2 protein-coding genes are annotated in these 3,061 nt (G+C 46.1%); both read left to right on the plus strand.

The annotated features are described in order from the left end of the window. Positions 1-2,357, plus strand: a 2,357-nt coding sequence (locus OU793_RS23970; RefSeq protein WP_274647884.1) for a TcfC E-set like domain-containing protein, incomplete at its 5' end; no start/stop codon positions are given. 5 nt (positions 2,358-2,362) lie between these two features. Continuing rightward, the coding region (locus OU793_RS23975) for a hypothetical protein (protein ID WP_274647885.1) at positions 2,363-3,061 on the plus strand (699 nt) is incomplete at its 3' end.

The raw sequence follows: 3,061 nt of genomic DNA on the forward strand, positions 1-3,061 counted from the left end.
AAAATGTCATTTTGTTTGTCAATGCACGCGCTCTAAAAGAACAAACGAAAAAAAACGCGCCTCACGACTCTCGAAATAACGCACCGGGCTTGATTAACCATATCGACTTGGATGTAAACGCCTATCAAGATGGCGATGCCAGTCTAACATTACGCAACGAGTCTATCGTTGGCTTGCCATACGGAAGCATCACATCAAAAATCTATGCCAATACGGATGATGACGTCAGTATTGATGAGCTGGCTTACAATTACGAATGGAGCAAACAGCGCCTTCAAGTTGGTCACTATGAATACGGATATGCCCAAAATACCACGGGGACGCTTGATTTAACTGGCTCTCACCCCCTCGATGCGGTGACGCTCTCTTCGTCACGAAACTTAATCGATGGTGGTGAGAAGGCCAATCGCAGTTTGACTTATGTCCTACCCGGTCAAGGGCGCATTGAAGTCTACCGAAATGACCAGCTGGTGTTTGGTAAAAACGTGTCAGCGGGTCAACAAAAGATAAATTACAGCAGTCTTCCTTCAGGAAACTATCTTGCCACGATAGTCGTACGCTCCCAGGGGCGTGAAGTGCTGCGTGAACAACGACAAATTTACAACACGGCGTTATTTTCGCTTGGCAAAGGCGAGTGGGACTATGCCCTCACCGCTGGTCAGTTTAATTCTCGTTATGATGATGACTCTGATTTTGACGAGCTCGAGTTAGACGCCAGTGAGTTTGTTGATGGTCGTGTCAATTACCAACTTCTGGACAACACCGCAATTGGTGCACGCTCTGTTGTGACTCAAGAGCACTCTCTTATTGAAGGCGCGCTCACACAAGACCTTGGCGCTTACGCCAGTGCCACCGCTAAATACGCCAGTTTTGACAATAGCGGGCAATTTTGGTCTGTCAACGGAACATTGCTGGGGCTGAGTTTGGGGTACGAAGACTACTCATTGTCAAATGAGGATTACGCCCTTAATAACTATCTACTTGGCAATACCGGATATCAACGTTTTACCGCCAGCACAGGCATCAATATCGCCGGTGGTTATGGTTATCTCATGTACATTGATAACAGCGCAGAAGAAGACACCTTGCTCGGTGAGCAATTTAACGATCAGTCCACTTATTGGAGTTTAACGGCCGGGTATTCACGTCCTTTCATTGTCGATTCCACGTTTGATTTATCGGTAACTTGGCAAGGTGGTGATGACGAGTTCTACGATAACGACGAGTGGTATGCCAACCTCCTGTGGCGTATTCCTCTTGGTTCTGAGTGGACTGGCTATTCATCAACGTCGGTCAGCAAAAGAGGCCTGGATGAGTTTCGCAATAGTGTCGCCAAAAGTGTTTCCGGGGACCGCTACTACGCCGACACCGAAATGGGCATCGCGTACAACGGGAATGATGGATTTAGAAACGTCACCACTGACGCCTCATTTAGCGGCGGTTATACAGGGGATGGTTTTGTTGCTGACACTTACGCTTACGCGAAGACAGACGGCACAAGAAGTTTCAATATGGGGATGTCGTCAAGTCAAATTTTTGATGGTGATGCGCTCTATTTTTCATCGAAAAAGAGTGACGCTTACGTCGTAGTGGATGCCGACAATGAAGGCGACTCCGACTCTCATGTAGGCTTGTTGACCATTGCTCGCAACGGAGATTACCACCACAACAAGAACTTAGATTCCTCGCAGTCGGTGATTGCTGTTGAAAATTACGACCAATATCGAGTCAAACTCGACACGAGCTCTTCGAACTACGTGGTGAATGGAAGCAGTGAAAACCAAGAGTACACCTTCCCTGGAAGCGTTATTTCGTTGAATGTCGATTTAACCAAAATAAAAACGTTCATTACGTCTTTCGAAGACATTCAGTCCAATCATATCGAGGACATCAAATGTGTGGGTGATGGGTGTATTGAAGTCGAAAAACTCACCGATGGCGTGTTTAAGGTCTCTGTTGTTGTCGGAGCGGACTACCAGTTAGTGTCAAATGCTCAGACTTGTTTAACGCCGACACTTGACCGAAAAACATCCCAAATCGTCAATCTTGGCATGAACTACTGCTTGCCTGGTATTGATAACGATTCGATACAACTGGCCGCTCTGCAAAGTGCCACGATTGGTGATGACAACTATTACTTCGTCGGCATGTATTCAGACCAGTCTTCATTGCAAATAGCCGCCAATGAAATCAATGCTGCTGGGCTTGAAGCCATTAGTCGCCGAGTCAATGCGCGCCATTACTTATACGCAAAATCAGACCAAATGCTAACAACGGCACAAACCACACAGCTAGAGCTGCTTTGGCGCTACGCGATACGTACGCTTGAAACAGACCGCTGGGTTCTTTGGAGATAAATAAGATGAAGATGAAATTGAAGTTAATGACGGCTATGAGTGCATTACTGGTGTCGGTATCGACCCAGGCAATGTCCATTAATGACCTAATGCTCGTTAATTCCGAAGCGCTTGAGGGAAAAGCGGGGATTTTCACTCTCTCCAACTCAGACGACATTACCTACTTTTTAAAAACTAGCGTGTCAAAGATTGAAGTGCGTAACAATCAAATCATCAAAACGCCTTACACACGAGACAACCTACAGCAATGGGATATCGCACTAAAGCCCTCTAAACTCGTGGTTGAACCTCGCATGATAAAAGAGTTAATGGTCGAAGAAATTTGCGGCTCACGCTGTGGTGATGACCGAGACCGCGTTTATCAAATCAACATTGAGCCTGTAGCTTATGAACGGGAAAACGAGAAGCAAAGTAAGGTCAATATGATGTTTGGCTTTGCTCCTTACTATGTCATTCCAGCAAAAACCAGTCACGTTGAGTACCAACTCGACTATGACGGTAAAAACCTCAGAGTGAACAACACTGGGAACACCATCATCAATTTGATTATCGACCAGTGTCAAGGCAAAACCACAGAGGAACTTAAAGCCCTTCAAGAAGATAAGTACAAACGTTGCCGCATCACCTATTCCGTGATTGCCGGACGCGACCGCCAACTTCTATTGCCGCCAGAGCTTCGCAAGTCAAATCTTGAAGTTATCATT

The organism is Vibrio sp. VP6, from assembly GCF_028823755.1.
GTDB classification, from domain to species: Bacteria; Pseudomonadota; Gammaproteobacteria; order Enterobacterales; family Vibrionaceae; genus Vibrio; species Vibrio parahaemolyticus.